Annotated in this window: 18 protein-coding genes; 5 read left to right on the forward strand and 13 right to left on the reverse strand. The window is 68.5% G+C overall.

Annotated features, from left to right (window positions below; translation table 11 throughout):
- Position 1: 1 nt before the first annotated feature.
- From ACFYWY_RS13065 to ACFYWY_RS13110, 10 genes are all read right to left on the reverse strand, one after another.
- Positions 2-6,478, reverse strand: a complete 6,477-nt coding sequence (locus ACFYWY_RS13065) for a DUF4157 domain-containing protein (RefSeq protein WP_389184236.1) — start codon at positions 6,476-6,478, stop codon at positions 2-4.
- Positions 6,475-6,771 (reverse strand): hypothetical protein, encoded by a 297-nt coding sequence (locus ACFYWY_RS13070; RefSeq protein WP_389184239.1) that lies wholly within the window; start codon positions 6,769-6,771, stop codon positions 6,475-6,477. Before ACFYWY_RS13070 ends, ACFYWY_RS13065 begins: the two co-directional genes overlap by 4 nt.
- Positions 6,762-8,996 (reverse strand): AAA family ATPase, encoded by a 2,235-nt coding sequence (locus tag ACFYWY_RS13075; protein ID WP_389184450.1) that lies wholly within the window; start codon positions 8,994-8,996, stop codon positions 6,762-6,764. Before ACFYWY_RS13075 ends, ACFYWY_RS13070 begins: the two co-directional genes overlap by 10 nt.
- Positions 8,997-9,029: 33 nt before the next feature.
- Entirely contained in the window at positions 9,030-9,914 is an 885-nt protein-coding gene (locus ACFYWY_RS13080) for a DUF4255 domain-containing protein (RefSeq protein ID WP_389184242.1), read from the reverse strand.
- A 4-nt stretch (positions 9,915-9,918) separates the two neighbouring features.
- Positions 9,919-10,632 (reverse strand): hypothetical protein, encoded by a 714-nt coding sequence (locus ACFYWY_RS13085; RefSeq protein ID WP_389184245.1) that lies wholly within the window; start codon positions 10,630-10,632, stop codon positions 9,919-9,921.
- Entirely contained in the window at positions 10,625-11,371 is a 747-nt protein-coding gene (locus ACFYWY_RS13090; RefSeq protein ID WP_389184248.1) for a hypothetical protein, read from the reverse strand. Before ACFYWY_RS13090 ends, ACFYWY_RS13085 begins: the two co-directional genes overlap by 8 nt.
- Positions 11,372-11,401: 30 nt before the next feature.
- A complete protein-coding gene (locus ACFYWY_RS13095) occupies positions 11,402-11,926 on the reverse strand; it encodes a phage tail protein (RefSeq protein ID WP_030352235.1) in 525 nt (174 codons plus the stop codon).
- Positions 11,927-11,955: 29 nt separating this feature from the next.
- Positions 11,956-13,806, reverse strand: a complete 1,851-nt coding sequence (locus ACFYWY_RS13100; protein ID WP_389184251.1) for a phage tail sheath family protein — start codon at positions 13,804-13,806, stop codon at positions 11,956-11,958.
- Between the two features lie 656 nt (positions 13,807-14,462).
- Positions 14,463-15,788 carry a globin domain-containing protein gene (locus ACFYWY_RS13105; RefSeq protein WP_389184254.1) on the reverse strand — a complete coding sequence of 442 codons (1,326 nt, stop codon included), beginning with the start codon at positions 15,786-15,788 and terminating at the stop codon, positions 14,463-14,465.
- A gap of 156 nt (positions 15,789-15,944) precedes the next feature.
- Complete coding sequence (locus tag ACFYWY_RS13110) at positions 15,945-16,727, reverse strand: glucosamine-6-phosphate deaminase (protein WP_389184257.1); 783 nt, start codon at positions 16,725-16,727, stop codon at positions 15,945-15,947.
- A gap of 224 nt (positions 16,728-16,951) precedes the next feature.
- Between ACFYWY_RS13110 and ACFYWY_RS13115 the strand changes: the two genes are divergently transcribed.
- A complete protein-coding gene (locus ACFYWY_RS13115) occupies positions 16,952-17,953 on the forward strand; it encodes an alpha/beta fold hydrolase (protein ID WP_389184452.1) in 1,002 nt (333 codons plus the stop codon).
- 15 nt (positions 17,954-17,968) lie between these two features.
- Here ACFYWY_RS13115 and ACFYWY_RS13120 read toward each other — a convergent pair whose 3' ends face one another.
- The gene (locus tag ACFYWY_RS13120) at positions 17,969-18,184 is read right to left on the reverse strand and encodes a hypothetical protein (protein ID WP_389184260.1); all 216 of its coding nucleotides are present in this window, start codon (positions 18,182-18,184) and stop codon (positions 17,969-17,971) included.
- A 774-nt stretch (positions 18,185-18,958) separates the two neighbouring features.
- Here ACFYWY_RS13120 and ACFYWY_RS13125 point away from each other — a divergent pair.
- The 4 genes from ACFYWY_RS13125 to ACFYWY_RS13140 all read left to right on the forward strand — a co-directional run bounded on the left by ACFYWY_RS13125 (position 18,959) and on the right by ACFYWY_RS13140 (position 24,099).
- Entirely contained in the window at positions 18,959-19,582 is a 624-nt protein-coding gene (locus tag ACFYWY_RS13125; RefSeq protein ID WP_389184263.1) for an ester cyclase, read from the forward strand.
- Entirely contained in the window at positions 19,579-20,265 is a 687-nt protein-coding gene (locus ACFYWY_RS13130; protein ID WP_389184266.1) for an intradiol ring-cleavage dioxygenase, read from the forward strand. Before ACFYWY_RS13125 ends, ACFYWY_RS13130 begins: the two co-directional genes overlap by 4 nt.
- An 883-nt stretch (positions 20,266-21,148) precedes the next feature.
- A complete protein-coding gene (locus tag ACFYWY_RS13135; protein ID WP_389184269.1) occupies positions 21,149-23,338 on the forward strand; it encodes an AAA family ATPase in 2,190 nt (729 codons plus the stop codon).
- A gap of 137 nt (positions 23,339-23,475) precedes the next feature.
- Positions 23,476-24,099, forward strand: coding sequence for a sigma-70 family RNA polymerase sigma factor (locus ACFYWY_RS13140; RefSeq protein WP_389184272.1), 624 nt, complete (start codon positions 23,476-23,478; stop codon positions 24,097-24,099).
- Between the two features lie 138 nt (positions 24,100-24,237).
- On the opposite strand, the gene ACFYWY_RS13145 is transcribed toward ACFYWY_RS13140, so the two are convergent.
- Complete coding sequence (locus tag ACFYWY_RS13145; protein WP_389184275.1) at positions 24,238-25,083, reverse strand: trimeric intracellular cation channel family protein; 846 nt, start codon at positions 25,081-25,083, stop codon at positions 24,238-24,240.
- 671 nt (positions 25,084-25,754) lie between these two features.
- Entirely contained in the window at positions 25,755-26,561 is an 807-nt protein-coding gene (locus ACFYWY_RS13150; protein ID WP_389184279.1) for a hypothetical protein, read from the reverse strand.
- Between the last annotated feature and the right edge of the window lie 83 nt (positions 26,562-26,644).

The raw sequence follows: 26,644 nt of genomic DNA on the forward strand, positions 1-26,644 counted from the left end.
GCTAGAACTCCAGTCGGCCCTCTCGTTTCAACTGCTCCAGCCGCGCGCGGAGTCTTTCGAGATTGGCGAATGGCCGGCCAGGCCTTCCTCGGCGTGATGCCTTTAGCCTGTTGATCACGCTGCTGATGTCGGTGAAGTCCGCCTCATCGCGCAGCGCGACGATGGCGTTGACGTAGGGCTCGTCCACCTGCAGGACAAGCCGCATGCGGTAGAGGTCGGTCTCGCTGTTGATGTCGATCTCTGACACCTCGGCGGGGATGGGTGGCTCCTCCAGAGGGCCGATCGAAACGGTGTTCACCGGTGTGTCGATTTTGTTCCAGTCGCTGCGGCTGTCGCCGCGCTTCCCGGGCTTGCGTTTGTAGCGGCCCCAACTCGCGTCGATCGAGCTCGGGAATCCGGGCGGACGCGTGTCACCGGGGTAGCGGCTGTCTCCGGCCTTCTCGCTCCAGTACTGGATGTTTATCGAGTACCAGGCGATGTCCTTGCCGCTGCTGATCTCCGCGGCCGCAGGGGCCTCGACCGGCCGGAGTGCCATGTTCTTGTACTGCCTGGCGGGCACGAGGTTCTCGTTCTCGATGGTTCCGCCCAGTTCGCGCGGCAGAAGGTGCGTACGACTCCATCGCTCGTTGTCGTTGCCCGTGTTGTCGATGTGGTCGTTGATGTACCGGAATCCAATGGCATCGGGAGTGCGCTGCCTAGCCTCCTGGCCTTTCCGGCCGAACTCCTTGTTGAGGTACTCCGCTGTGAAGCTGGAGATCAGTCTGTTGTCCCTGAAGTTCGGAGCCTTGACCGGCGGGAGCTTCTTGTCCGGCTGTTCCGTGTCGAGGTAGTCGACGCCGTCCCCCTGGTCGAACTCGCCTGGAATGACCGGCAGTGTCGGGTTGAGTTTGGCCATCACTTGGAAGTGTGGCGGATTCAGCCTTGACAGGTCGGTGAGTCGGAACCAGCGGCGCAGTCCAGCAAGGAGTCCGAGATGCGTCATGCGATGCATGCCCGGCCGCAGTTTGCGCTCCTCAATGGGACGGATCCTGGCAACAGCTCTCGCCAGTCGCGCCTGCTTCGCTTCCGGAGAGTTCTCCTTCTTCCTGCGCTGGTCGCGGCTTTGCTTCTTGTGGTTCGTACGCCTTTTCTTCTCGTCGCGCATGCGGTCGCGCTTCTTCTTGAAGAAGTCGCGCACCTTCATTGCGCTGTTCTTGAGCGCCTGGCCGATCCTGCTCTTGCGGAGCTTCTTGCCCAGAGCCTTGCCCGCGTTGCGTACCTTCTTCAGTGCTGACTTGACCTTGCCCTTGATCTTCTGAAGCGCCTTGCCCAGCGGAGACTTCGACTTGCGCGGCTTCGTCCGCTTCGGGGCCTCGGTTTCCTTCTTCTTCTTTGGCGCGTCGGGCTTCTTGTCCTTGGCCAGGTCAGGCTTCTGGTCTGGTATTCGGTGCTTGTTTGGTGTGGAGTCGCGGCCGCCTTCCTGTTGGTTCTTCGCCGACTCCTCGTCCTTGTGCAGCTTGTCCTGGGACTCGTCCCGGCTCCGGTCTCGCTCCTTGTCCGGCGTCCTGCTCGTCGGCCTGTCCGAAGTCGCGTCCTTCGGCCCCCGGTTCGCCCCCGGCCCCCGGTCCGTCGACGTCGAGCGGTTCTTCGGGACCCGCGGGCCCTTCGGCTTCGCCGGGCCCGTCGGCTTCCTCAGCGCCTCCTGGGCACTACGCACCGCGCCCCTCGCACGGTTCACCGCGTCGCCCGCCGCCTGCTTCGCTCCCTTGCCCGTCTTTTTCAGGCCCTTCATGATCTTCTCGGCCATCGCCTTGAGGCGCTTGCCCACGCCCTTCGTCGCGCCCGCCAGACGGATCATCAAGAAGTTGGCGATGAAGTCCAGCAGCGCCACGATCCCCGCCGCGACCGCCTCCGCGAACAGGCAGGCCGCCGGGCCCGCCTTCACCGCCTTCAAGTACGCCCAGAACTTGCTGAAGGCGTTCAGGATCGAGCTCAGGCTCTGCCACGCCGCCATCAGGCCCTGCACGATCGTCAGGATCGCGCCCGCCGCCGGCACCAGCATCGAGACGACCTTCTCGATCACGATCGACGCGATCATCATCGGCAGCGACGCGATGATCGCGTCCCACGCCATCTTCCCGATCTGCTTGATCGAGACGCAGCCCTTCACCAGGACGTTGATCACGGCCTTGCCGAGCCCGAGGATGCCCTCGACCTTGGTGTCGAACCACCGCTTGACGCCCGTCTTGATCGCGCCCCAAAGGTGGTCCTGAATACCGGACTTCGCCGAACTGCCCGCCTTGCTCAGCCAGCCGCCCGGGTCCGGCGCGATGTCCGCGACCAGTGCCGCGAACTTGCCGAGTGCCTCGATCGCCGCCTGGGCGAACTTGATCGCACCCAGGATGACGGCCTGGTAGATCTTGATGACGGCCTTGAGACCGGCCTCGAGCGCGTCGAGGAGTTTGTTCAGGCCGGCGGCAAGGGCGTCGAGCAGGGCGTTCACGGCCTTCTTCAGGCCGTCCGCCAGCTCGTTGACCTTCGCAATCGCCTTGTCGCGCAAGCCCTCGATCGCCTTGCGGAACTTGTCACGCAGTTCCGGGAACGCCGCGAGCAGCACGTCCCCGATGGCGATCAGCGCGTCCGCCAGCACGTTGATCGCCTTGATGGCGAGGTCGCGTACGAAGTCGATGGCCTTGTTGGCCCACTCCTTGAACGTGTCGATGATGCCGTTGACCGCCTTGCGCGCGGCATCGAAGACCTTCGTGACCGCTTCCAGGAGCGCGGTGAAGAATCCCTTCACCTTGTCGGCGATCCAGCCGAAGAAGCCGCCCGAGGGCTTCTCCTCTTCCTTCTTCTTCTCGGCCTCCTTCTCCGTGTTCTCGCGCTCCGTGTCGATCTTCTTGTTGTCGTTGTCCTTTCGCTCACCTACTTCCTTGTCCTTGTCGTCGCGGGCTTTGACGATCTCCTTGTTCTTGCTGGTGTGTTCCTTCTCGGACTTGGTGTTCGCTTCCTCGATCTTCGTGTCCTGCTCGGCGCGCCAGTTCTCGCGCTCCCGCTGAGCTTCATCCGCGACCCGGCCCCGCTCGGCGGTCTGCTTCTCGGTGTTCTGAGTGACCTCGCGGTCGATCTCGGTCTGCTTCTCCTGCTTGGCCTGCTGCTCGCCCTGCTTCTGTTCCTTCTCCTTGACGACCAGATCGCCCTGGGCCTGGCCGGCGGCCCCCTGGATCTCCGAGCCGCGTTCCTGCTTGGCGACCGCGCCGACCCCTGGCTTGGGCGCGGAGTCGGCCTGCACATCGCCCCCACCGCCCCGCTTTCCACCGCCCGTGGCCTTGCCGACCAACTGCTCCTGGGGCGCGTTGGGGAAGATCCGGTCCTCGCCCATCGGCTTGGCGGAGTCGTCACGACCCGTGCTCTGGATCTCGGACTGCTTCTCCTTGAGCGCCTTGGCCTGGTCGTCCGTGCGCTTCGGGTCGCTCTCGCCCTCCAGCCTGATCTTGGGGGCAGGGCCGACCGTCTTGTTCTGCAGTTCCGGGTCGACGGTCGGGACCGCGTCGGCCGCGGCTTCGACGTTCTTCGCCTCTTCGGCGGTCAGCTCGGCGGCCACCGGAGCAGGCGGCGGGGGAGTGTTGTCGGTGGGCTTCGCGCCCTCCGCCTTCTCGCTGCCCTTGGCCTTCTGCTTCTCGCCCTGCTCCTCGGGGCCCAGTTTCTCGACTTTGCCGGTCACCTGGGCTGCGGGGGGAGCTGCCTGTGGCGGAGCCGACTGGGTCTGAGGCGCGCCCGAAGGACGCTCCCGCGTAGGGGGGTTGGCGGCCAGGCGCTGCTGCTCCTCGCCGACCTTCCTGTCCGCCGCGCGGTCCACACCGGGCATCGCGGCCGCCGCCTGGTCGGGCGCCAGCTTGCTGACCGTACCGATGGCGGCCTTCGGGTCCTGGCCCGAGACGTCCGGCGGCTCCTGCTGCTTCTCCTCGGGAGCAGCCCCGCCTCCGCCACCGCAGCTGCCGCCGCCCTCGTCCTTCTCCGCCGCGGGCTCCGGCGGGGCGCAACCGCCCCCGTCCTTCTCCAGTGAGGCCTCCGGCTGGGCCTTCGCCCCCTCCGGCGCGGGAGCGCCGAACTTCCCAGGGCTTTCCGCCTGTTCGGCCGCGGGGCTCACGGCGGCCTGCGCGACCGACGGTGCGCCGCCGGGTCCGGCCGCGGCACTCGGCCCCGCCGTACTGCTGCCGCCGACCACACCGCTCGGCGCCGCTCCCGGACCGCTCTCCTTGGGCACCGAGCTCTTGGGCGCCGATGCCTCGTGGTCGCCCTTCGCGGAGTCCGCGACCCGGCGCGCGGCGGGGGAGGGCCTGCGGTCTTCTACCGAGGTCCGTTCCGTGTGTGCGCCCGCCGGCGGGGTCGCGGACGCCGCCGTACTGGTGGCGACGCCCACGCCCGGCGCACCCGCCGAGGAACCGGCGGCCCCCGGCCGGGGCTTGGCGTCCTGTTCCGCCTGCTCCTTGCGTTCCTCCTGCTGGTCCTCGGCGCTCTTGGCGTCCGGCTGCTCCGCGCCGTCGCCGGACTCCGAGTCCTTCTCGTCCGCGTCCTGCTGCTGTTCCGGATTCTGCTGTTCCGGATCCTGCTTCTCCGCCTCGGGCTCCGGATCCTGCCTGCCGTCCGTCTCCGGGTCGGGGCCGACCTCCTGGTCCACCGGCTTCTCCGGCTGGAGGTCCTTCTCGCTGCGGTCCCCTGCCTCGGCCGCCGGGCCGCCCTCGGGCTGCGGCGCCTCACCCTCGACCGGGCCCATCTCCGCGCCGGGCGGCTTGGCCTCCGCCTCCGGGGCGTCCTCGTCCTCTTCTTCCTCGGCGTCGTTCTCCCGCTGCTCCTGGACCTGTTCGGCCTTCGTCGGCGGGGGAGCGGGGAAGGTGGGCACCGTGGCCGTGGGGTTGTCCGCCGTCGGAACGGACGAGACATCGAGGTCGGTCTCCGGCAGATAGTCCTCGGGCTTCAGCTCGGCCTCGCCCGCGCCACCGCCCTTGGCCCGGTCGCCCTCCTCGCCGCCGATCTCCCTGTCCGCGCCCGCCTCGAGCCCGAGCGGCTTCTCCTCCTCGCGCGGGTCGCCCTCGTCCTCGTCCTTCTCGTGCAGGCCGTGCTCGGACAGCGCGCTGTCCCGCTGCTCCGCCCGCTCGTCCACCTTCTCGGCTCGCACAGGCCCGGGCTGCCCCTTGGCCTTCGGGTCGACGTTCTCCTGCTTCGACCCGTCCGCGGGCTTGTTCGCGTCGTCCTTGCGCTTGCGCTTGTCGGCACCGGGGGCGTTGGCCTGCTCGGGGTCCTGCTCCTCCCGGTCCCGCTGCTCCTTGCGCTCCTCCTTCGCCTGCTCGGCGCCCTCCTGCTGCCCCTGCGCCCGCTGATCGGCGGCCTCGTCGACCCGCTGACGGTCCTGGCCCTGCTTCTCCTCTTCCTGCTGCTGCTCCTGCGCTGCCTGCTGCCGGGACCGGGCGCGCTCGTCCTCCTGCTCCGTGCGCCGGGCGGCTTCCGCCCCCTCGGCCGCGGCGTCCGACTGCGCCCTGCTCCGGTCGCCGCCGCGCTTCTCGTCACGCGCCTTGGCGTCCTTCTGCTCCTCGCGGGCGTCCTCGTCCCTCCGTCCCCTGGCCTCGCGCCCGCCCTCCTCCTTGCGCTTCCACTGGGTGCGCTCGACACCCAGCAGTTCGAAGAGGTCCGTCTCGGGCTCGGGAACTTCGGCCGGCTGGAGGTCCACCGGCTCGGCCTCGGACTCCACGGCGAGGTCCAGCAGTCGGTCGTACTCGTTCGACAGCAGCCGCACTTCCAGCCGGTCGAGCACCGAGTCCTGCAACTGCGGTGACATCCGGGCGAGTTGGAGACGTACGCGGCCCGACAGGTCCGCCGGGTCGCCGCGCAGCGAGCGCAGCACCCCGTTCGCCAGCCGGTCCACCAGCGTCGCAGGGTCCAGCTGTTCCATACGGTTGCGGTCGGCGTCGACCGTGGCGTAACGCAGCCAGCCGGGCGTGGCCTGGTCCGGCTCCACATCCGGAGCAGCCTGCTCCTCGTCCCGCACGAGGGCCCGCGCCGCCGACTCCGCTTCCCGCTCCATCGCCTGCTGCGGCAGGCTCACCGCGCCGAGGTCGCGGCCGACGCGCAACGCGCCGAGCCCGTCCGGGTTCTGCACCGTGTGCAGCAGCTCATGGGCGAGCAGCCGCTGCCCGTCGGCCGTGCCCGGCCGGTAGGTTCCCTCGCGGAAGAAGATGTCCTGGCCGACCGCCACCGCGTCCGCGCCCAGCAGCTCCGTGAGCGTGCCCGCGTCCCGGTCGGTGTGCAGGCGCACGCGGCTGAAGTCGTGGCCGAGCTGCGCCTCCAGTTCGCGCCGGACGCTCAGATCCAGCGGCTGCCCGGCGCCACTGACGATGTTCTTCGGCTCCGGTGTACGGGACTTGGCCCGCTCCTTGCGCTTGCGACGCCGTTCCGCCTGGGCCGCCTGGGCGTCCTGGGCCGAGGCATGGGACGTACTCATCGTGACTCACCCCGACCCGAAAGACCTGCGTGCACCGCACGTGCCAGCGCCTCGCCGAGCCGCCCCGGAGAGGTGGTGGCGGGCAGCGGCGGCAGCCCGGACAGCGCGTCCAGGGCTCGGCCGCCGTCCGCGGCCAGCGGCACGCCCCGCTCCCGCACCAGCCGGGCCAGCTCGGCCTCGAAGGCGGCCGAGACCCGGTCGGGGTCGAGCCGCTCGAAACCGTCGAGCACCAGCTCGCCGATGTCCACACGAAATTCCCGGGGAGCCTCGTTCAGATCGTTTTTCAGACCCATCCGTGGACCTCCGAGGGCGTCAAGGAGCGGTCCAGCTTGAGGTATTCGGTACGCGCCGCCTCCAGCATGTGACGCATCTGGAGCCGGTCGCCCTCCTCCGCCGCGAGGAAAGCGCCCGACAGCGCGATGTTGCGGATGGAGCCGCCCGCCACCGTCAGCCGGGCCAGCAGCTCGGGATCGACGCCCTTCATCGGAGCCCGCGCGGGCAGCACCCGCCGCCAGATCTCGGCGCGCTCGCTCTCGCCGGGGAAGGGGAAGTCGACGACGAAGCGGATACGGCGCATGAACGCGGTGTCCAGCGCCTGCTTCATATTGGTCGTGAGGATCGCGAGGCCCCGGTACGCCTCCATCCGCATCAGCAGATAGCTGACCTCGAGGTTGGCGTACCGGTCATGGCTGTCCTTGACCTCGCTGCGCTTGCCGAAGAGGGCGTCCGCCTCGTCGAACAGCAGCAGCGCGCCGCCGCGTTCGGCCGCGTCGAAGACCTTGCGGAGGTTCTTCTCGGTCTCGCCGATGTATTTGCTGACCACTTGCGACAGATCGATGACGAAGAGATCGAGACCCAGTTCCTTCGCCATCACCTCGGCGGCGAGGGTCTTTCCGGTGCCGGAGCCGCCCGCGAAGAGCGCGGTGACGCCGAGGCCGCGGCGCAGCGTCGCGGCGAAGCCCCACTCCTGGTAGACGGTGGAGCGCTGACGCACATGCGCGACGATCTCGCGCAGAATCCGCAACTGCCGTTCCGCCAGCACCAGATCGCCCCACGCCGCCTGCGGCTCGATGCGCCGGCCCAGCTCGTCCATGCCCATCCGGGCCTCTGTGAGCCCGGCCCGCCAGGCGAGACCGGTGGCGTCCAGCTCGTCCTCATCGGGCAGATCCCGTACGACGGTCGCGCCGGCGGACCGGATCAGATGCGGCGGCAGCGAGAACTGCTCGACGAGATCCTTCAAGTCTTCCTGCGACACCTCCGGTACGGCCTCGAACGCGTCGGCCCACACCCCCAGCTGCTCCTCGGTGTCCAGCGCGGGCACGGTCACCCGCTCGCCGCGCGGGCGGGCCGTCTGCCGCGGATCGGGGCTGGAGACTACGAGCGGGACAGCCGCGCTCTCGATGAACGCGTCGGTGGCCGCGGCCTGTTCGCGGTCGAGCTCACCGACCTCCACGAGCAGGGCAGCGGGCAGCAGGATCGCCTCCCGCTGCCACAGACGCGCGAGCCGGTCGCGCTCTGCGGGGTCGGTGGGCATGTCGTCGGCGGCCATCGCGTACAGGCCGAGTCCGCGCCGACGGGCGGCCGCGGCGGCGATGTCGGCTCGGGTCCGCAGATCGCCGCCGACCAGTTCGACGCGCAGCGGGGCGTGCGGGCCCGCTCCCGACCAGCTAGCCGCGACCTGGCTCGCCGCGAGGTCGTACGAGGCGGGCAGCGACTGGGGTACGGGCGTACGGCGCAGCAGCCCGTGCAGCCGGGAGTCCAGATAGGGCGAACCGACCAGGAAATGCAGGATGCGCTCGTCGAGCCGCAGCCGGGAGGCGGTCAGCCGGGTCTCGTCGTCCAGCTCGACGAGCCGCCAGCGGCGCAGCGGGGCGACGGGCGTGAGGGCGCTCCAGTGCGGTCCGCCGAGCGCTGCGAGGGCGAGCGAGAAGGTCGGGTACGCACGCTCCGGATCCCCGCAGGCGGCTGCGCACCGGCCCCCGGTGGTGGGGTCGAGCTCCGCGGCTGCGGCGAGCAGGATCACGTCACGCTCGAAGGGGCTCAGTCCGAAGCAGGCGACGAGTGCGTCGAGGGTGGCGACCGGGGGGGCGGCGGGTGCGGGGCTGTTCCGCGGTATGAGTGCGTCCGCGCTCGCCAGGGGGCTCGGTCGGCCGGCGCGTGTACTCACGGGGCTGTCGTCCGCAGCCGAGACACCGCTTCGGCGGGCCGTTTCCGCCGCGTTCGCGGTGACGGCCGGGACGGCGGCCCGCCGTAAGGGTCCTGACGCACCCTCATCTACGCGCGGCCGGTCTGCCCCGTCCTGCCCTGCGGCTTCGCCCGCGCCGGCGGTCCTGTTGCCTTCTCGTCGTACCGGTCCGGCGGCGTCAGCGCCGGCTGGGGTCGTCGGCTCGGCGGACCTGCCGCCGTGCTGCGCACGATCCGCGTGGGCGTCGATGCGCGCAAGGACCGACCGTACGGCCGCAGCCAGCGCCTGACCGTCCGACGCCGCTCCCGGACCTGCCCCGTCGAACGTGCCCATGCCCTCACCCGCCCCCGTGTCGCGCACTGTGCCTCAGTTCTCCTTGCCGTCCGCGCCTGTGCCCGCGTCTGTGCCCGTGCCCGCGTCCTTGCGGGCAGGAGCGGGCGCGGCCCGCTTGGCCGCCGATTTGGCAGTGGACTTCGCCGCAGCCGTCTTGGCCGCAGCGCCCTTCGCAGCGGCGGCGCGCTTCTTCGCGGCCGCGGGCGCGGGAGCCTTCGGCGCGGCGTCCGCCGCCGCCTCCTCGGTCTCCGGGGCGGACGTCTCGACCACCTCAGCCCCCGGCGATCCCGGCGGCACCGGCGCACCCGGCGCCCCGAACGGCAGCACCCGCACCGTCCTTCGCTCCACCGGCTTCGCCGGGACCGGCCGCTCGCGGCCCTCGATCAGGACCAGCGACGCCTGGTAGGCCACCGACAGGGTGTACGGGGTCTGGTGCAGCATCCCCCACAGCTTCGACGTTTCGTCGATGTCCATCACCGTCGGCGTGAACCGCACCCGCTGCGGCGACTGGGCCAGATCGCTCCCCGTCAGATACGGACGCTCGGCCGCCAGCTCGATCAATTCCTTCGGCAGGACGGGGATTTCGTGCAGGGCCCGCACCACGCAGCCGATGAGCCGCTGGCCGACCAGCTCCGACTCCTCCCCGTACGCGCTGATCAGATAGTGCAGATCCAGCGCCGCGGCAGGGCGTTTGAGCAGCGTGCCGTCCGAGGCGCGCGTCGGCAGGTCTGTGTGGCGCATCGAGGCGTTCGGAGTGACCTGGTACAGGAAGACGTTGATGGTCGGCTCGGCCGGCGGTTCGGCCGGCGGCTTGCGGGTATCCACCTTGACCGCGATGTCCGTCTCGGGCCCCAGATTGCTCTCGATGAGCAGGGCCAGCGCCTGGGTGACGGTCGCTATGGCGAGTGCGTTGCTCATGACGTCAGTCCCTCTTCTCGCCGCGCGACAGATAGTCGTCCAGGGTCAGCGCGGGTGCGCGCCGTCCGGAGTGGTCGGGGCGGCCGCCCGCGGGGCGGCTCGCGCCGGGCGGTGGTGCCGCGCTCACTTCGAGTCGGCCGATCTGTACGTGTACGACGCGCTCCGCCGGCCGCGGCGCGCGCCGTCCCACCCCGCTCAGCGCCGCGCCACGGGCGGCGGCGGTGTCGGCGCCGCGCGGCCGGGCCGGAGCGGTGGCGGCCACCGGGGGAGCGGTCTCACGGGGCGCGGGAACCGGCGGCGTCCGCGGCGTATCGGCCACCGCGGGCACCCCGGCCCGCCGCGCCGGTCGCGGAACACCGGTGGCCGGATGCGCCGTCGCAGAAGCTGTCGCGGCGGGCCGCAGCAGCGGCCCGGGACTCGGCGCCGCTTGCGCCGCGCGTATCTCGGGCTCGCCGGCCCAGGTCGTCTCGGTCCGTACGACGGTGTGGTGGTCGGTCCGCACCTCCCGCTCGTGCCGGACCAGCTCGGCAGGACCGAAGGCGGGACCGGGCGCGGCCGGAATCAGTGCCGCCGGCGCGTCCGGCTCCGGCTCCACGCTCCGCAGCGCCTCGACCCGCTCGAACGGGCCGGGCAGCCGAGGCCGGACCCGCGCCGCAGCGCCACCGGCCGCCGGCACCGGCGTGTACCGGGCGAGCAGCCGGTCGAAGTAGTCAGGCATCTGCGCACAGCTCCAGGTAGTAACGACGCCGCAGCGGGCTGAGCGCCAGAATCTCCGGCTCGCTCCACCCGTAGGCGGTGGCGAGCAGATGGACGTCGAGCATCAAGTCCCGTGCCCAGGTGTCCAGTTCGGTCCACAGATAGGAGGTGATGTCCAGCTCGGCCGGGGTGGCCTCACCGCACTCGGGACAGGCGATGTTCAGCGTCACATCGGCCGCCGGATCCGCCGCCTCTGCCTTCTCTGCGAGCCGTCGCTGCACCTGCTCCGGCAGCAGCGAAGCCAGCCGCTCCGGCGGAACGGCCTCCCCGTCCCGTACTGCCGAAACCGTGCAGCGTGCCACCAGCACCTGGCGCGCCCGAGCCGGATCCCGAACCGCCCCGGCCGCCGCGAGGTCGGCGACGGTGGGCAGCCGGAACTCGACCGCCCATTCGCCCTCCTTCACCCGCAGCGGCCCGTCCGGCGTCCGAGTCCGGGTGCCGAGCTGCGTGGCGTCGAGGTCGAACTCCATCGCCTCGCCGCACGACGCGCACTCGACACGGACCTGCATGCGCTCGCCGAACAACGCCCGGCGCAGCGCGAACAGATCCGCCTCCCGCTCGCCGACCGGCATCGACAGCAACTCGTCGGCGCCGGCCCCGGGGCGGGCCGCCCGGTGCAGCAGCAGAGACCTTCCCGACTCGTGCTGCGCAAGACCGGCCTCCCAGGTGGCGAGCAGCTCGGCCGGTCCCGTCGGCGTCATCCCTCATTCCTCCGGTGCGAGAGGCCGTGCTCAGGCCGGATGGGTGAACGAGGGCTCGACCGGCTCCTCCACCTCGTAGTCCCGCTCCCAGCCCTCGCATTCGAGCTTGACGCTCTGGATGGCCACGGCGTTGGCGTTGGCGTCCAGCTCGCCGAGCACCTGGTACTCGCTCACCCAGGCCCGGTACAGCTTGTGCGAGACGGCCACCTGCCCGGCCTCGTTGAGGACCTGGATGATGATGTCCTTGCGGAAGTCCCGCAGCGAGACCTCCGAGCCGAGCCCGGCGCCGACCTGCCAGACCTTGTTGGCCCAGCGGTCGAACTCCGGGTCGTGGGTGACGCCGCGTTCGAGCGTTACGCCCTCGAACTCGGAGCGGCCCGGCGACTTGCGCGGTGAGCTCGGGTCACCACCGTGGCGGTGCTTGACCACTTCGGTGGTGCGCTTCAGAGGACTGATCTTGCTGATGCCCGCGACCGTTCGACCGTCCCAGAGGACCAGGAACTTGAAATTCTTGTACGGGTCGAAGCGATGGGCGTTTATCTGGAACTCAGCCATCGGTTTCCTTCGTGTTCCTTTTCCTTGGGTTACGAGAGGTCGAACTGTCCGGCCATCTGCTGGATCTTGACGATCACGAACTCCGCCGGCTTCACCGGCGCGATGCCGATCACGACATTGACCACTCCGGCGTCGATATCGGCGTCGGTGGTGGTGTCCTTGTCGCACTTGACGAAGTACGCCTCGCGCGGCGTGCCGCCCTTGAACGCCCCCTGCCGGAACAGGTCGTTGAGGTACGCCGACGCCTTCAGCCGGATCTGCTGCCACAACTGCTCGTTGTTCGGCTCGAAGACGACCCACTGCAGACCGCGGTGCAGGCTCTCCTCGACATGCAACGCGAGCCGGCGCACCGGCACGTACTTCCACTCGCTGTCGAGCGCGTCCGCGCCCTCGAGCGTGCGCGCGCCCCACACCAGCGGACCCACCACCGGGAAGGTGCGCAGGCAGTTGATGCCCAGCGGGTTGAGCAGCCCGTTCTCCCGGTCGGTGAGCTTGACCGTCAGCGACCGCACACCGGCCAGCCGTGCCTCGGTCCCGGCCGGCGCCTTCCATACGCCGCGCTCGCCGTCGGTCCTGGCGACGACGCCCGCGATCGCACCCGAGGGCGGGAAGGAACGAAGCCGCCCCGTGAGCGGGTCGGTGAGCTGCAGATGCGGGAAGTACAGCCCCGCGTGATTGCTGCGTACGGGCTCGAACGCGCCGATTCCGGCCCGCGCCGCGTCCACGCTGCCCCAGGTCGACGGCGAGTCGACGAGCAGGAAGATGCGCCGCTCCCGGCACAGCTGCTCGGCGGCGGACAGCACGGTGACCATGTCATCGGTGGACTCGTACGCCGAAAGCTCCGGCAGAGCCAGCAGGTTGACGTCGTCCACGTCGCGCAGCGCCTGCACACCGGTCTTGCGCGCCTCGCTGCCGATCAGGTCGCGCGGTCCGGGCGGGTCGCCGTCCTTGCCGCCCTGGAGCGGGAAGACGGGCGGGTTGACCGAGGCCTCCAGGCCCAGGTCGTTGGCGCACTCGCCAATGAAGCGGACCACGTCGTCGGGGTCGACGGAACCCGCAACGACCTGGAGGCGGCGGCCGAATGCAGTGACCTCGACGCCGGCGAAGGCGTGCTTGCCGGGGGCGTCGGGCAGCGCGCGCAGCTTGCGCTCGAGGAGCAGGGCGAGCTCGGTGACGGTGCGCGGCGGCTCGCCGTCGTGGTCGGGCTCGTAGAGGGTGAACTCGCGCTCCACGTCGCCGATCTTGACCTTCAACTCGACGTTGAGGTCCGGTAGTTCGGCCGAGAACGGCTTGGAGACCGTGCCGGAGGGGTCGGGCCGGTCCTCGTCGAGCGCCTTGACCCGGACGAGGGAGGAGCCGGCGCCCACGACCGTCTCCACGAAGCGGCCGTGGCCGGAGTGCATCGAAAGCCCGGTGAAGGACTCACGGGCGCCGCCACGGGCGTCGAGGATGTGCAGGTTGAACGTCTTGTCCGGGGTGGGGGTGTCGTGGTCGACGGCGACCCGCAGGCCAGAGCCCCAGACGCCGGGCTCCTTGGCGTGCACCTCCAGCACCGGGCACTCGCTGTGCCCCTCGGTGGAGTGGAGCGTGACGCACGCCTCCTCGCCGGTGCCTGCCTTGGCGACGCGGACGATCACCGCGACCGTGCCACCGTTGCCGAAGAACTGGTGCACCGCGTAGCTGACGGCGCTCTGCGAGGTGAGTCCGCCGAAGCGCCGCTCGAAGTCCGCGAAGCTGGTGACCCGCACGGGTTGGTTGAGCGGACCCCGGCGGGTGTGCCCCACGAACGCGGTCACCGACGTGGTGACCGAGGCGATGGTCCGGATGCTGCTGGGAAGTTCTTCGATGTATACGCCGGGATAGCCCATGTGCGTCGGCATTCCCCCTCCATTCCCTTTGCGCACCAAGAGATGAGGAGGGAGGTGAAGAAACCACGCGTATGCGTCCAGCAGGCATACGCGCTCATCACTGCATTCCCCCGTCACACACCCCGTGCGATATCGGTCTCGCAGGGCCATCGGCTGTGCCTGCGCTTGTGGCTCCTGATGCATGAGTGCCTCTAGGGAGTCTGGTTTGCCGCTGAAGGGTCGGTCAAGGGATCGATTCAGTCATCCGGTGATCATTGGGTAGGGCGCTGATCGGCGGCGATTTGGCGTGGTCAGAGGGGTATCGTCGGTCGAATATGAAGAGGTGTTCACGATCGCTTCACAGGAAAGTGCGATCGAGGGTGGGAAACAAGCCGAATACAACTGGACGCGGCGCGCCGCCTTGTGTCCGGTTCGCGAGAAATGACCAATTGGGCCTGTCCCTCGCTGGGTTGGCGCGGGCAGGAAAGTTCCCTGGTCGAGGCGGCAATTCGGCCGTTTGGCCGGTCCTGCGCCACGACGGACTGCAGCTGGGGTGATGTCCTCGGCTGTAATGAGACGGCCTGGGGCCCGAGGTGCTCCTTACGGCCAATTCCTCTGGGGGATTCAAGTCTTCGGCGCGCCTGCTCGGGTGGCGGGGCCCGAGCGAGTTCCGCGAAGCGGCGGGAGAGTCAGACCCGTCCTGCCGCGCGGTGCGGCTCGAACCAGCTGCCGCTGTCCGGTGGTGCGGGCTGGGGCTGTGCTTCCGGCTGAGGCTCGGATTGGGACTCGGGCGCCGGGAGGTCGAGCGGGCGCGTACGGGCGTCCGGATCGATCCAGTTCACCGGGCGTGGATCGAGGAACTGTTCCGCGTGCGAGACGTGTCCGCGCTGTCGCACGGACGGGGGCAAAGGATCACGGATGAGCGATTCTGCAGGCAGCCCGCACTCGTGCAGCAATTCGGCCGTCTCCTGCACGAACATCACCGGACCGCACAGATAGACGGTCTCGCCGGTCCACTCCCGGCGCGCGCTCAGATTGCTGTGCAGCCGTTCCGCGGCCCGTATCCGGCCCTCGCCCCGCTCCTCGTACCACCAGTAGGCGCTCAGACAGGGGTGGGCCCGCAGGAGGCCGACGAGGGAGCCCCCGTCGTAGAAGTCGGCCTCGCCACGGGCCACGACATCGATTCGGATCCGGGGTGCCGGCTTGCGGGCGAGCAACTCGTCCAGGACCGCCTTGACCGGAGCCCAGCCCGAGCCGGCGGCTATCAGAGTGACGGCCGGAGTGCCGGGCGGAGGGGCGAGCGCGGATCCTGAGGCGGCGCCCAGACGAAGTAAGTGGCCGGGCTCTGTGTGGTCGCACAACACATTGCTGAGCCGCCCACGGGGGACTCGGCCAATATGGAATTCGAGCACACCGTCACTGTCGGGGCGGCCGGCCAGGGAGTAGGGCCGCCACACACCCGGCAGATCCGGATGCTCGATCGTGGCGTACTGGCCGGGGCGCCATGGATAGCGGGCGGACGGAACGGCGTGGATGACGGCAGTGTGCCCACCATGCAGCCGGTGCGAGACGACAGTGGCCTCCCACGACGCGGGCTCGCTCGCGGCGAGAGAGTTGTGCGCCCCGCCGGTCATGGCCTCGGCTGTGCTTGCGTACACCCGCAGCCAGGCCGCTTCGGTCCGCGCGTCCCACGACTGCGTGCTGTGGTAGCGGACCGCGGCGACGAGACTCTCGCCCACCGCCCCGTAGTCGTCGTCGCAAATCCCGAACTTACGGTGGTCCCTGCCGAGTTGAGCCAGATGAGCGCAGAGCCCTGGGTGGCCGAGATGGTCCACGACGTGCACGAGGGCGGCGAACAGCCGCTCGTACTGATCGTCCATCGCGGCCGGGAACAGCTTGCGCAGCTGCGGATGGTGCGTGAACAGGTGGGAGTAGAAGTAGCGGACCACATGACTTGCACGCCGTCTGACGCGTTCCAGGCTCGCTCTGACCAGATCTATGTCGTCGTCGTTCATGGATTCCCCCGGGGCTGCACGGTTGCGCGACAGTTGAACGCGCGTCACAGTGCTGAGCGAGCTGACCGTATCAACTCGTGGGCGGATCTGAGTCGTTGCGGCATCAATTACTTCTCGACTGGAACATTTCCCTTCGGCCGGGACGGCCGGCCGTTGCTACAGGCCCTGCCAGACGGGCTTCGCGGCGTAGGTGGCGCGGAAGTAGTCGGCGAGCTTGAGGCCGGCGGCCGCCGCCTCGTCGACCACGACCGTGGCGTGCGGGTGCAGCTGCAGTGCCGATGCGGGCACCAGCGCGGACAGCGGGCCTTCGACGGCGAGCGCCACGGCGTCGGCCTTCGCCTCGCCGGTGGCCAGCAGGACCAGGTGGCGGGCTTCCAGGATGGTCCCGATGCCCTGGGTGATCACGTGGTGGGGGACCTCGTCGATGCCGTTGAAGAACCGGGCGTTGTCCTGCCGGGTCTGCTCCGTCAGCGTCTTGATCCGGGTGCGGGAGGCGAGCGACGAACAGGGCTCGTTGAATCCGATGTGCCCGTCGGTGCCGATGCCGAGCAGCTGGAGGTCGACGCCGCGGGCCTCGGCCAGCGCGCGGTCGTAGGCGAGGCAGGCGGCCGCGACGTCGTCGGCGGTCCCGTCGGGGCCCATGAAGGACGCGTCGGTGAGCCCGAGAGGTTCGACGACCTCGCGCAGGACCACGGAGCGGTATGACTCGGGGTGGCCTGACGGCAGTCCGACGTACTCGTCGAGCTGGCAGATCCGGGCACGGGAGGCGTCCACTTCCGAGGCTCGCACTTTGGCCGCGAGGGCTTCGTAGATGGGCAGCGGGGTCGAACCAGTGGCGACGCCCACGAGGGCGTCGGGCTTGCGTCGCAGCAGGTCAGCCATGGTTTCGGCGATGAGCTCGCCGCCCGTGGCGGAGTCCGGAACGATGACGATTTCCACGAAGATCCCTGTCTCTGAAGGCGCAAGTGGTGTAGACCAATCTACCCGGTGGGCAGGGTTGCTGTCGCGCGCGGGGATATCGGGCTTTTCCGGGCGGTCCGCCCGTCCCGCAGCAGGCCGAACCCGGGGCGAAACCTGGTGGAAATCCCCCGTGCGGTGGCGGCTCTACGCTCGGAGGAGCAGATTCGAAGGAGCGGATGAGGAACCGCGTAGGAGGTGAGCGGATGGTCACCGGCCTCGGACCGCAGACGACGGACCGCAGCAGGCTGCGCTCCGTCAGCGAAGGCGATGTGCAGCTGCGCCACTATGTGGTGCACGGCTACCGGCGCGCATACCGGATCGCCGGAGAAGGCCCGGCCGTCCTCCTCGTCCACGGCATAGGAGACTCCTCCGCCACCTGGGTGGACCTGATCCCCGGGCTGGCCCGTCGCTACACCGTCATCGCACCCGACCTTCTCGGCCACGGCGCGTCGGACAAGCCGCGTGCGGACTACTCGGTCGCGGCCTACGCGAACGGTATGCGCGACCTGCTCGGCGTGCTCGACATCGACCGGGCCACCCTCATCGGCCATTCGTTCGGCGGCGGAGTGGCCATGCAGTTCGCGTACCAGTTCCCCGAGCGCACCGAACGACTGGTGCTGGTCAGCGCGGGCGGCGTCGGCCGGGAGGTCAATCCCGTCCTCAGGGCGGTCTCCCTGCCGGGAGCCGACCTGCTGCTCGCTGCGCTGACGCTGCCGGGGATGCGGCAGGGGACCGGTCTGTTCGCCGAGCTGGTCAGGATACTGAACACCGACCTCGGGCAGGACGCTCCGGAGCTGCTCAACCTCGTGGACGCGCTGCCGGACGCGACCTCCCGCAGCGCCTTCATCCGTACACTGCGGGCCGTCGTCGACTGGCGGGGTCAGGTGGTGACCATGCTCGACCGCTGCTATCTGGCACAGGGGATGCCGACGATGCTGCTGTGGGGATCACGCGACAGCGTATTGCCTGTTGAGCACGCGCACGGCGCGCATGCGGCAATGCCCGGAAGCCGGCTGGAGATCTTCGAGGGCGCGGGCCACTTTCCCTTCCACACCGATCCGGCGCGCTTCCTGGCGCTGGTTGAGGACTTCATCGAGACGACCCGCCCTGCCGACTGGAGTAGGGAGCGCTGGCGGGAGCTGCTGCGCGCCGGGTGCGGCGTCGAGGCCGAGCTGCAACTGGCGAGCGAGCGCAGCGCGACCTGAGGACGCGCCTGCCGGTCAGAACAGAGGGAGTTGACCGGGGAAGTCCGGCACGAAAGCTCCGTCGAGATCGGGCTGCAGCGCCGGATCGAGGTGCGCCTGCCGCCGGGACCCGGGGCAGGAGACCAACTCGGCCGCGGTACGTGAGCCGGCCGGGTCATGGCGGGCGAACCGCCCTGCGACGACGGCGATCTCGCGACGGCAGACCGGACAGCGACGACGGGGAGCGGACATGCCCCCAGTCTGCCAGCCGACTGGACGGGTCCCGGTGGGCCCCTGAATCCCAGCGCGTTCGCTTCAGTCGGCGTTCATGTGCTCGCTCGCTGCCATGTCCTGGGTGTCGCCCGACGAGCGCGGCGGTCGGTGATGACCTGGGCGGGGGTGGTGGTGAGCGGGCTCAGCAGGCCGAGCAGGGCGGACTGGCCGTGCGCGGTGGCACCCTCCCTTCGTTGCTCTCACAGCGAGGTCTGAGCCAGGGGACGGCAACCCCTGGGTGGACGCAGCCCTGGCTGGGGACGGAACATCCGCCGATCGTGGGGGGCGCGGCGGGACATGGCGGCGACGCCGACCGTGTCCCACCCGCCCGATCCCACCCTTTGCAGGAGTTCCCATGTCCCTCCAGAACCCCGCGGAGAGCCGCGCCAGGTCCGACGAGAGCACTGATCAGCCCCGAGTCGCGCAGCCCGGCGCACGGCGCCCCCGGTCGGCAACAGCCGACCGGGGAGCGATCAGCTCCCGGCGAAACCGTCACCGCCGGATGGAGAGCCTGCGGTAGCGCGATCTCACGGCCTCCGCTGTGCGGCGGCCTGGCTCGCCCATCAGCCTTGACCTGGGCGGGCATTCACGACCGAGTCGGCGTGTCGATCACAGCGGACATCATGGCCCCGCGGCACGGCGACGGTGAGGAACGACTGGCCCGGATCAAACGACGGCTTGCTGAGCCACCGGGCCTGTCATCCATTCCAACCACCAAGGAAACAACCCGTGCCTCTGCCCAGGAGAAGGCTTATGTCTCTGCGATCCAACAGAACCATCCTCCCGGCCGCAGTCCTTGGCGGCTCCTTGCTCGTGATCGCCGGAATGATTCCGGTCCGGGCGGACGCCGTACCTGCCAAGGCCCCGCTCACCAGCACGTATGTCCTGAGCGAGCGCTGGTCTCCGGCGGGTGGTCTGAGCGATCAGGCCCGCACTACGCTTGAGCGCTCACCCCTGGCGCGTGCGGCCCTGCGCCTCTACGAGCCGTTCGAGACCGGCGACATGACGACGTACGACCGCCTCCTCACGGAGGGCTTCGTGGATGTCCCGCTGGCACCGGGGCAAGGCCCGGGCCGGGAAGGCATGAAAGCCCATGTGCGGGATGACATCGTGGCCACGTTCCCGGACCTGAAGATCCGTATTGAGGCGATCCATGTGGCCGGTCGAGTCGTCACGGTGCGCACGGTCATCAGCGGCACGCAGGTCCGCCCGTTCCTCGGTGTACCGGCCACCCACAAGGTTCTGTCGTACCGGGCAGTCGACGTCCATCAGTTCAACCACCACCGGCAGATTGCCCGTACCGACCATCTGGAGGACTTCTTCGGCGCGTACCGCCAGATGACGCAGCCGTCCCAGTCAGCGCGGCGAGCCGGATGACCGAGAACAGTCCGCATCGATTTGACCGGCGGGCACTCCTGATCACCGCCGGCGCGGCCGGCATGGCCGCGCTGGCGACGGCCTGCGGTGGCTCGGGCGGTAGTGCGCCGAGGCGGGCGCCGACTTCCTCAGCCCCCGCGATCGCGCCAGGCTGTGTCCTCACCCCGCAGTCCAGCGAAGGCCCGTACTACGAGGACCTGGATCGGCTTCGATCGGACATCACTGAGGGCCGCGACGGCGCACCGCTGCGCCTGGAACTGACGGTGGTGCGTGCCTCTGCGGGCTGTCGGCCACTCGTCGGTGCTGAGGTCGACGTCTGGCAGTGCGACGCGTCCGGCGAATATTCGCAGGACGGAACGACGTTCCTGCGCGGCACGCAGCGTACGGATACGGCGGGCCGCTGCTCGTTCCGGACGATCGTTCCCGGCTGGTACGCGGGCCGGGCCCCGCACATCCACTTCAAGGTGCGACCCGACAGGCGTACGGAGTCCACATCGGAGTTCTATCTCCCGGAGGATTTCCTCAGGACGGTCTATGCCCGCGCGCCCTACGTCCGCCGGCCCGGCCCCGACACCCCCAACACCCGGGACCCCCAGTACCAGGAGAGCGGGCCCGCGACGACGCTCCGGCCGGAGCGGGAGGGGAAGGGATGGCGGTCCGCGTATGTGGTGGGGGTGGCGTGAGGTACGGAGGACGGGATCTCGCTCCTCAGGGCGATCTGCGCTCCGCACTCTCCGGGATGGCCGAGGGAATGCGGCTGAATGCTCCGGATGACGCCCAGGCCCGCCCGCAAGCTCGCCGCCGGCGTCAGACGTAGGCAACTGAACCGATAGGTCGGTTGACCGATGCCGCGACAGCGGAACCCCGCGACCATCGGCACTGTAGCTCCACCGATGGTCCCGACTCGGGAGATCACGAGCACCTCATCCAGCACACACCCATGCAGTGACATCGACGAACGATGCCGCTGGCAAGAACATTGAGCAGGGGATCGATATGGGCGCAGAGAGCGACACGCCGCCCCCTCTGTCGGCAACCGACGTCTTTCATGGTTGCCCGCGTACTCGTGGAGGCAGTGGCCCACGGCAGCTGTGCCGCACCACTGCCTCCTCTCCGCCTCGCCCGGCCCTCCCTCACCATTCCTCAGGTGCTCCTTGCCCTCGGTGCGGTCGACGCGTGCGTCCACGGGGAAGCGCATGCCAGGGGACGGCGACCCCAGGGTCGGTGCAGCCCTGGCTGCAGTCGGGCCGAGGGTCGAATGCGGAGGCGACGCGGCTCGTCGCAGTCGGTCGGTTTCCAGGGCGATGCCGCAAGAGTCCGGACCGGATTCCCAACCTCGGCAGAGCGGCAGCGAGTGTGCAAGGGCGTGTAAAGCGGTGGTGCCCAACGTCGATCGGGTCGACGGCACAGAGAAGCACGCTGGTGGTGCGCGGCGGCCGGCGTACGACACCGGTCCGACCCTTCGCCTGTCCTTGCGGATCGGAAAGGTACTGGAGTGCTCCGCCGAACTCGGCACCGCGGTACCCGCGAAGGGACCTCCGCCAACTCGAAGAAATGGATCCACGTATGGACGCGGAAGCCGTGTCATCGGCGAGTCAAGTCGACTGGCCACTGCATATCGCGCCCCAGAAATCGCCACGCCTGGGCGCGAGTGGGACACAAGCCCGGCGTGGCGAGCGCCCGCAATCCCGCCACCACGGAGCCACGGCGGGACTGATCCTCGCTCAGCACCAGTTCCGGGCGCGGCAGCCTCCCTTCTTCGGACGGGATCACGAGATCGCCACGATGCGGTCGATGCTGGAGCAGACGGAAGGGCCGTGTTCGATCCTCTGGCTTCACGGTCCTGCCGGTGTGGGAAAGACGGCGCTGGCCGGCCACTTCATGGGCGAGCTAATAACTGACGGCGATAAGTGCCTCGTTGTGGACGGTCGAACGATCGAGCCCACGGTGCAGGGGTTTGTGCGTGCCGTCGGAGGGCCAAGGTGGCCTTCCGGCGTTCGGCGGCTGCTCCTCGACTCGGCGGAACTGATCGCTGGGCTGGAAGGTCTGCTCCGCACGAGCTTCATGCCGATGGCACCGGAAGGCGCTCTTCTGATCATCACCAGCCGGGTCAGGCCGAGTTCCGAGTGGATCACCGATCCTTCGTGGTGGGACAGTTTCAAGTCACTTCCCTTGCGCAATCTGAGCCGGGAGGATTCGGCCGCATTGCTCCGCCGTCGAGGCGTGCCGGAGCGTGAGACCGGTGGCGTGCTGAGGTTTGCTCAGGGCCATCCCCTGGCCCTCGCCCTCGCTGCGGACGCGATCTCGCAGAGGCCGGACGGCAGCAGGCCGTGGTGTATCGAAGACTCACCCGATGTCGCCGAATCCCTGGTCCGCGAGGCTCTGCCCGACAATCTGACGGCACCGCACAGGGAAGCGGTCGAGATCCTCGCGATGGCCAGGGTGACTACGGAAGAACTGCTCCGTACCTGCCACACGGGCGATGCGGCCAGGAGCGCCGAGCTCTTCGCATGGCTTCGGGGGCTCGACTTCGTGGAACCGTCGCCCGCCGGCCTTGTGCCTCACAACACGACGCGCGAGGCGATAGTCGCAGACTTGCGATGGCGGGACCCTGCACGGTACGAGGACATGCTGCGCAGGGTTCTTGGACATCTCACCTCCAAGGCCCTTGCGCCAACGATCTCATCAGCCCAGGGCGGCGCCGCCCTTGACATCCTGTACCTGGGCAGGCACAACGACATTCTCAAAGACAGCTATCCCTGGGATCTCGCGCCGGAACTGCTGCCGGACCGGGGGGAGCCGGTCGGATACGACGAGGCCATGTCCCTTGTCGCCGAGCACGAAGGCCATCATTCACTGCGGTGGGCAATGGCGTGGTGGAAAGTACAGCCGCGCGCTTTCACCATCCTGCGCCGGGATCCGAGGTGTTCCGATGTGCTGCTGGTGGCGCTCAGGATTACCCCCGACGCCCCGGGTGTCCCGGACGATCCGGCGGTGCAATCCGCACTTGCATGGGTCGCCGAGAACAGACCCCTGCGACCTGGCGAGGACATACTGATAGTCCGCTGGATAGTCGGCGATCTCCCGGAGGAAGCGGGATCGCTGACGCATCTCCAGGCGATATCGGCTCTCGTCGGGCGCTGGATGAACGATCCTGTTCCGGCTGTGGCTTTCACCTGCGGCGCGGATGGTGCCGCTTGGTTCCCCATCTTCTGCCTGGCGGGGCATGAGCAAGTGGAGGGATTTCTCTCCCTGGGAAGTGGTAGCCGTGCGGCTTATGTTCACGACTGGCGAGTGACGGGTCCCAGGAAGTGGTTGACTGTCCTGGAAGACCGCATTATCCGTCCAGACCTCACTCTCGACGACCTTGGGCCGGCCAATACCGAAACGCCCCTGTCGAGGGGGGACTTCGCCGCTGCGGTCAAGGAAGCGTTCCGGCACGTACGCCAGCCGGATCAGCTGGGAAGCAATGGTCTATTGCGCTCGCGGGTCCTACCGCTCGATGGCGGTCTGCGGGCTCTGCGTGGGATTCTGGCCGAGGTCGTGACATCGATGTCGTCCGACCCGCAGGGACAGGAACTTGGACGCGTTCTGGAAGTAACGTTCCTGTCCGGTACACGCAGTCAGGAGGCGGCGGCACGTCACCTCGCGCTTTCTTACAGCACCTACCGCAGGCGTCTTGGCGTTGCCTTGGACCGCGCGACAGATGTCCTGTGGGAGCGCGAGCTGTACGGAGTGTCGTCTGCTGAGCGTTGATTCAGGCGGGGGTGCGGCGGCCCCTTCGCCAGTGACCAGTGCATGAACCATAACTGCCGCTTAGTGACCGTGAGTTGAACATTGAACCGAACATTTCTGGATGAGGTCTCCCGGTAATGTCCGATATTGCGACTGCGATGGCGGAGCAGCAGCCATTCAGAAAGGCCACCGGGGGAAGGTGTCACGTTTTCATGCAGGTTGGGACCGAGTCAACGCCAGTAGCGGCCGACCGTGGGCAACACGCGTACAGGAGAAACGCACCCGAGAGCGTGGTCACGGAGATGTTTGACCAGCACCTTGTGGCCCTGCAGCGATACGCCGTCAGCATGCTGGGCGGAGACTGGCACAAGGCGGAAGACATAGTCCAGGAGGCGGCCATACGTGCATGGCTGCAGGCCAAGGAACGGCCTGACAAGGACCTTCATCTGCAAGCCTGGCTGAAGACAGTGGTTCGCAATCTTGTCATTGACGAGCACAGGGCACGGAAGGCTCGTCCGCAGACGGCGGACTACATCCAGGAGGAGGATATTCCGGAAGCGGATCCCTCCGACCACGTGCTCGCCAGGCACGTCATCGCGAACGCCATGACAGATCTGAGCGTGCACCATCGGGAGGTCCTATGGTTCGTCTATTACCTCCATAGCACCACCACGCAGGCTTCGGAGGCCCTCGGCATAGCCACAGGGACGGTCAAGTCGCGCTCCTACTACGCCCTACGCGCCCTCAAAGCGGCTCTCGCAGCTCGTGGCGTCAGTATCTGACGACGGCGCGGCCGGCATGCCGGGCGCGGGATCTGCGGTACGTGACGGACGTGGGGGCCCAAGCGGCGAACCCATGTGGCCCGTCGTGTGCCGAGCGGCGGGTCGCTCTGTGGGCCGTCGGCTACGACCAAGGGCGGTTCACGATCTGGGGTCACCAGGGGGGAGTTGGCCTCGTGCACGTCTGTGCCGCGTGCCGGGCGTCAGCGCCTTCGGCCGCGTTGTCGCGGAATCCGGCAACGTCAGCCGATGCGTGACCTTGTCCGCCGACTGCGACAGCTGTGGAAGCCGCAGCTGAATTGTGCGTTCCGCTGTGGCGGAGAGCCGGGGAGTGTGTTGCTGCATCGCCGCTTGGGATTTGGCACGCCACGTCGACGAACGCGGCAGGCGCCAGCCGTAATTCATTGCGAGAAGGCGCAGTTCGAGCGCGACCAGGGCTGACAACACGGCCGTGATGACCTGGAGTTGTCCGATGGCGTGCAGGAACGAGGCAGACCCTGCGCCCACAATGGCCGGTACTGCGTAGAGATCGCTGTCCCAGCGCAGCACGGGAGGCACTTCCAGCGCGAGCAGGCTGCTCAGAATTCCGCCGCCCAGGGCGGTAGCAACTCCCAGGGCCAGGGCGGCAAACGCTCCGAAACCATGTTGCAGGGCCTTGATCGCTCCGGTGGTGCTGAAAAGACCCAGAGCGGCCGCGTCCAGCACTTCGCACAGTTGCGGCCGACGCTGAAGCACGTCACTAAAATAGATGATCGCGGCTGCCACGACGGGCGCCGCCGCGTAGCCCGGGTCGGTGAAGGCGATGGGGCGCGCTCCGAGGACGAGGTCCCGGAAGAGCCCGCCCCCAAGCCCCGCAGCCTCTGCCATAACGACGGTCGCGAAGAGATTGTAGTCCTTGCGTACGGCGAGAACAGCTCCAGAAATAGCGAAGGCGAAGATCCCCAGGAGATCCAGTGGATAGTGCATCAGAGCGTTTATTTCGTTCATATCGGGTTACTACCGTGTCCCGTTCCCCCTGCGCGTCCCGCTGCGTCGGGCGCTTGTACAGGTGCCATGTCGTAAGGCGGGTCTCATAGGTCGGGCCGACCGGGATGTTGGTGCTTACGGACTTCCCGTCCGCCTGATCAGAGGTCCGCAAGCCAAAATATGGCCCGCCGCGGCGATGGTGGCCCTGATAAGCCGTGTTGAGCGGGGTTTGGACAGCCTTTGAACCACCGACTCAGAGGATGTGAGCGTGCGCAAGTGACCGTTCGTCCGAGTGGAGGGCTTCGTGCTTGCCGGAGATGTCAGCCTCCTGCGGCCTCTCGCTGGAGCACGGGGGTTGCTTCACGCTGCTGAGGCCGCAGGAGTTCTTGGATTCTAATGCAGCAAATCAGAGGACGTCAATCAAAGGTTGATTAGGCGTCAATGTATAGCCTACGTTGCTTCGAATGCTCGGTTGAGCGCCTATTCAGTAGGTGACTGCTCGGCTGAGCATTTACGAATGCTCGCATTAGGTCAGTCCCGGGAGCCGGGAGTCGAGATCCTCGCGGCGGAGGCTGCGGCCGACGAGCCCAGTGAGGCGGGACGGGCATCGGCGCTCTTGCCGTGAGAAGTGTCAACGTGCGTCGCCCAGGACGGCGTCGAAGTCCTGGGCGACACACTCGGTTTCCACGGGTTTACTGTTCGACGACCTTGGTGCCGATGCCTCGCTGGATCGTCACCGAAGCGGTCACCTTGCCGGTCTTGGCGGCGGCTTCCAGCTGCAGATCCGTGCAACTGGTCGCGGACGTGGCCCCCTTGGGACCGCAAATCCCGCCCCTTCCCAAGATCTTGGTGTCCTCGGCGACGTAGAAGGGTCGGCCGTCGACCTCGATCTTGCCCGGTGCCAGGTAGGTCAGAGTGCCGGTGACGGTGCCGTCCTTGCGGTTGTCGGCGGTTGCTCCGCCGGTGCCGCTGTTGCCTGACGTACCGGCGCTGCTGCCTGCCTCGTCGCCGCCGGGCGGGCTCGTCGGCGTGTCACTGCCGCCGTCGGCTCCAGAGACGTGGCCTTCGTCGACCTCGGACGGATTCCCAAAGTTGTACTGATCAGTGATCTTGGTGGCAATACCCTTCTCGATCACCACCTCCGCCCGGGCGGTGCCGGACTTGGCCGCCAACTCGGCCTGCTCCACAGTGCACTCGACGGTCTTGTGGTCTGCTGGATCACCGCAAATCTCGCCCGTTCCCCAGATCTTGCTCTGCTCGCCGATGTAGAAGGGCCGGCCGTCGACCTCGAGCTTGCCGGGTGCCAGGTAGGTCAGAGTGCCGGTGACGGTGCCGTCCTTACGGTTGCCGACGGTCGCTCCCTCGCCTTTGGCGGCGCTCGCGCTGGAGGTCGTGGGCGAGCCGGCGACGGCATCGCCCTCCGGGTTGCACCCGGTGAGGAACAACCCTGTCATCAGGATGCCGAGCGCGGTGAGTGTGTGAGAGCGGTCAAGCGACATGGTGGAGTGCCCTTTCGGGGGTTGGTTCCCGGTGTGTCGACTCGGAAACGCCCTGTACAGGCCACCGGTTCACCGCTGGGAGC

Origin of the sequence: Streptomyces sp. NPDC002870, from assembly GCF_042888505.1 — a bacterium.
In the GTDB taxonomy this organism is placed as follows: domain Bacteria; phylum Actinomycetota; class Actinomycetes; order Streptomycetales; family Streptomycetaceae; genus Streptomyces.

Bases quoted from the DNA above. Each gene is read 5' to 3' on its own strand.
- ACFYWY_RS13065 (WP_389184236.1), bottom strand. From the start codon at position 6,478: ATGAGTACGTCCCATGCCTCGGCCCAGGACGCCCAGGCGGCCCAGGCG.
- ACFYWY_RS13070 (WP_389184239.1), bottom strand. From the start codon at position 6,771: ATGGGTCTGAAAAACGATCTGAACGAGGCTCCCCGGGAATTTCGTGTG.
- ACFYWY_RS13075 (WP_389184450.1), bottom strand. From the start codon at position 8,996: ATGGGCACGTTCGACGGGGCAGGTCCGGGAGCGGCGTCGGACGGTCAG.
- ACFYWY_RS13080 (WP_389184242.1), bottom strand. From the start codon at position 9,914: ATGAGCAACGCACTCGCCATAGCGACCGTCACCCAGGCGCTGGCCCTG.
- ACFYWY_RS13085 (WP_389184245.1), bottom strand. From the start codon at position 10,632: ATGCCTGACTACTTCGACCGGCTGCTCGCCCGGTACACGCCGGTGCCG.
- ACFYWY_RS13090 (WP_389184248.1), bottom strand. From the start codon at position 11,371: ATGACGCCGACGGGACCGGCCGAGCTGCTCGCCACCTGGGAGGCCGGT.
- ACFYWY_RS13095 (WP_030352235.1), bottom strand. From the start codon at position 11,926: ATGGCTGAGTTCCAGATAAACGCCCATCGCTTCGACCCGTACAAGAAT.
- ACFYWY_RS13100 (WP_389184251.1), bottom strand. From the start codon at position 13,806: ATGCCGACGCACATGGGCTATCCCGGCGTATACATCGAAGAACTTCCC.
- ACFYWY_RS13105 (WP_389184254.1), bottom strand. From the start codon at position 15,788: ATGAACGACGACGACATAGATCTGGTCAGAGCGAGCCTGGAACGCGTC.
- ACFYWY_RS13115 (WP_389184452.1), top strand. From the start codon at position 16,952: ATGGTCACCGGCCTCGGACCGCAGACGACGGACCGCAGCAGGCTGCGC.
- ACFYWY_RS13120 (WP_389184260.1), bottom strand. From the start codon at position 18,184: ATGTCCGCTCCCCGTCGTCGCTGTCCGGTCTGCCGTCGCGAGATCGCC.
- ACFYWY_RS13125 (WP_389184263.1), top strand. From the start codon at position 18,959: ATGTCTCTGCGATCCAACAGAACCATCCTCCCGGCCGCAGTCCTTGGC.
- ACFYWY_RS13130 (WP_389184266.1), top strand. From the start codon at position 19,579: ATGACCGAGAACAGTCCGCATCGATTTGACCGGCGGGCACTCCTGATC.
- ACFYWY_RS13135 (WP_389184269.1), top strand. From the start codon at position 21,149: ATGGACGCGGAAGCCGTGTCATCGGCGAGTCAAGTCGACTGGCCACTG.
- ACFYWY_RS13140 (WP_389184272.1), top strand. From the start codon at position 23,476: ATGGCGGAGCAGCAGCCATTCAGAAAGGCCACCGGGGGAAGGTGTCAC.
- ACFYWY_RS13145 (WP_389184275.1), bottom strand. From the start codon at position 25,083: ATGAACGAAATAAACGCTCTGATGCACTATCCACTGGATCTCCTGGGG.
- ACFYWY_RS13150 (WP_389184279.1), bottom strand. From the start codon at position 26,561: ATGTCGCTTGACCGCTCTCACACACTCACCGCGCTCGGCATCCTGATG.